This window comes from Clostridium sp. CAG:43, assembly GCF_000434655.1.
Taxonomy (GTDB): Bacteria; Bacillota; Clostridia; order Lachnospirales; family Lachnospiraceae; genus Otoolea; species Otoolea fessa.
This window is the reverse complement of record NZ_FR895084.1, coordinates 7,587-10,194: the sequence shown is the minus strand read 5'-3', so window position 1 is coordinate 10,194 and position 2,608 is coordinate 7,587. Positions and strand designations below refer to the sequence as shown.

At 51.1% G+C, this 2,608-nt stretch carries 3 protein-coding genes; all 3 read right to left on the bottom strand.

The features are described from left to right. A partial coding sequence (locus tag QVO97_RS06845) for a sporulation protein YqfD (RefSeq protein ID WP_288189234.1) occupies nucleotides 1-302 on the bottom strand: 302 nt, incomplete at its 3' end. A 9-nt stretch (nucleotides 303-311) separates the two neighbouring features. Then, nucleotides 312-584, bottom strand: a complete 273-nt coding sequence (locus QVO97_RS06840) for a YabP/YqfC family sporulation protein (protein ID WP_022359622.1) — start codon at nucleotides 582-584, stop codon at nucleotides 312-314. A 62-nt stretch (nucleotides 585-646) separates the two neighbouring features. Then, a complete protein-coding gene (locus tag QVO97_RS06835) occupies nucleotides 647-2,524 on the bottom strand; it encodes a DUF6020 family protein (RefSeq protein WP_022359621.1) in 1,878 nt (625 codons plus the stop codon). Nucleotides 2,525-2,608 lie beyond the last annotated feature (84 nt).

Here is a 2,608-nt window from a genome sequence, read left to right as displayed (position 1 = left end):
AATAATAACAGAAAAAAAAGGACGAAGCTGACCGCCCACCCTTTCCGTTTCCGGTTCCGCCAGAGAAACACCGGCAGCCCACGCTTTTCAACGATATGCAGACGGACTCCCGCTTTTCTTGCCAGTGGCGCACACCGCTTAAAATCGCGGATTTCCATATAAAACAGCAGGTTTTCCTGCTCTTTTTTTACCTGCCAGACATTTAAACCTGCCAGTGTACAGAGATTCAGGAATCTCTCCGGGGAGGTGCCGCGCATGTTAAGCCGCACTATCCCATGTAGAAGGTGTCTTACCTTCGCCATACTCATTCCTCACAGCACCCCAAATTCGACAGACACAATCTGCCCTGTGACCCGCAGATTATCGCGGTCATAATACTCAATCGAAAGCCCCTTCCCCTTGATAGTAAGCCGGGTGTTCTTTCCCGTCAGCCGCAGCATTTCGTCGGAAAAAAAGAGAATGCTCCTGTAATTTTCCACCACAGCCGCCCGACTGCCGGTAAAATACAGAAGCATCTCTCCGAGAACGACGTCCTCCGGCAGATGGAGCGTCGAAACGATCGCTTTTTTCTGTCTGCCAAACAAGCGCCTACCGCCTATTTCATTGTTATTATCTAATATATGTAGGAAAGCAGAAACTATGCCGTTTACCGTTTTCCTGTCAAACCCACTATCATTTCCAGCAGCCGCGGCACACAGTAAATCAACGGCAATGCATACCGCAGGGAAACCACCGGTCCCAGCAGAAGCGTTCCCCAGCAGCCGAGCAGAAGCATCATCGGAAGGATCTCATACGCCCGGCGCTTCCAGACTGCAAATCCTGCCGCAAACAGCATCAGCCAGAACGGAAATGCCTGGTTTAGAAGCACCGACAGCATCGGAACCGACTGGAATGCCGGTGTCAGCGTTGCCTCCCTCAGCCAGTCCGAAAGCGCCTGAAAATGGCTGTTCCGCGTGATATGCAGGATATTTAAATCATCTTCCAGGTACGCCCCGTCGTATAAAATATAGCTGATCCAGTACTGATTGTCTCCTATATACCAGTACCCCCAGTTTCCCATCAGAAATGAATCCAGATAGATATCCGGATGGCGCTTCCCGATTTCCGCCCAGGTCCGCACGAAACGTCCCATATCTGCCTGCATCACTTCCGTATGGAACCCACTTTTCACCGGATCCGCATTGACACGAACATACTCACTGAGCGCCTGCGGATCAATCAGCGTCTCGATATATTTCTTTTCCTCCGGTGCCAATTTCTCCGGGACTTCATGATATATGCGCGCCAGCTGCTGCATTGGCACGCACAGCATCTCCCTCGCATCGCCCTTTCCCACGCCGAACGCCGTTGGAATCGGACCGGATAAAACATACCATAAGGCTGCCACCAGCAGAGATGCCCCGATAAACCAGTTTCTGCGATACACTTTTTTTCGTAAAAACAGGCAGACTGCCAAAACAAAAAACAGGAACACATAGATTCCCTGATTCCGGAACAGGCACATGAAAAACACACTCACAAAAAAGAGCAGCCAATCACCGGTCTTTCCCACTTCTTTCCGAGAACCTGTTCCGTTCGGATTTTTCTCTTTATCCAGCTCTCTTTCTTTATCCAGATCCTCTTTCTTCTGGCACATCCCCCGCCAAAAATGCTCCGGATCCTCCGCCAGACAACATGCCGTATCAAATGCCAGCAGGAAAAATGCACCAAAGAGCACATCCTTCGTCGTGACAAAGGAAAAGACCGTCAGATACGGATTCAGGATCCAGAACGCCCACGAAGCAACGCAGAGCCATCGCGGTGCCCGCCGCGCTTTCATCCGGCACAGACACAGGGAAAATACCGCACTCATAAAAAACGACTGCGACAGCGCATACAGCGCCATCCCTGCCTGATAGGTATGGAACAGACGCCCCGCAATCTTCATGCATAGTCCCAGATATAGCGTGTGAATTAATGGATGGTGAGTTGTCAGCGGCAGTTTTCCATAAAACTGAAGGAGCTGCGCGGACGCATCGTAAGAATAAATGCCCGGATAAACCGCCAGAAAAACCGGAAGATAGACGCACCAGGAGAGAAACATCCATTTCAGCCATGTCCCCAAATCCAAATTTTTCGCTGCGCGCTGTTTCGATTCCCGTCCCTGGCTTTCCACATCGCGGCTGCTTCCCTGGTCTTCGCAGTCTTTCTCCCTCCGTGCTTGCGTCCATTTCTGGTAACTGTTCACAGGCAGGAATTCTCTGAACTGAAAATCCCGTATCTCAGGCCAGCCACGCCCCAAAGCATCCAGTCCCACACAAATCGCCCAGACCATCACCGCCATACACACCACCCAGCCCGCCAACTGTCCCAAAAACTGACCCGCCGTCCGGTAAATCAGCTCATTGCGGCTGTAACGGATTCCCAGAAGAATCATCAGCCCCATCAAAACACCCAGCACAAGGCTGACTGCTGCCAGGCGCCGATCCGCAATATATTGTTTCAATCCCTTTCCCCGTCTCTCATTTTCCTGCTTCTCTCTCATGCCCCTCACTCCATCATTCGCCACATCGCATTTCTTCTCTTTCTCCTATTGCACAAAAAAGTCCTGGTTCATATGAAAACCAGG

Bases quoted from the DNA above. Each gene is read 5' to 3' on its own strand.
- QVO97_RS06835 (WP_022359621.1), bottom strand. From the start codon at position 2,524: ATGAGAGAGAAGCAGGAAAATGAGAGACGGGGAAAGGGATTGAAACAA.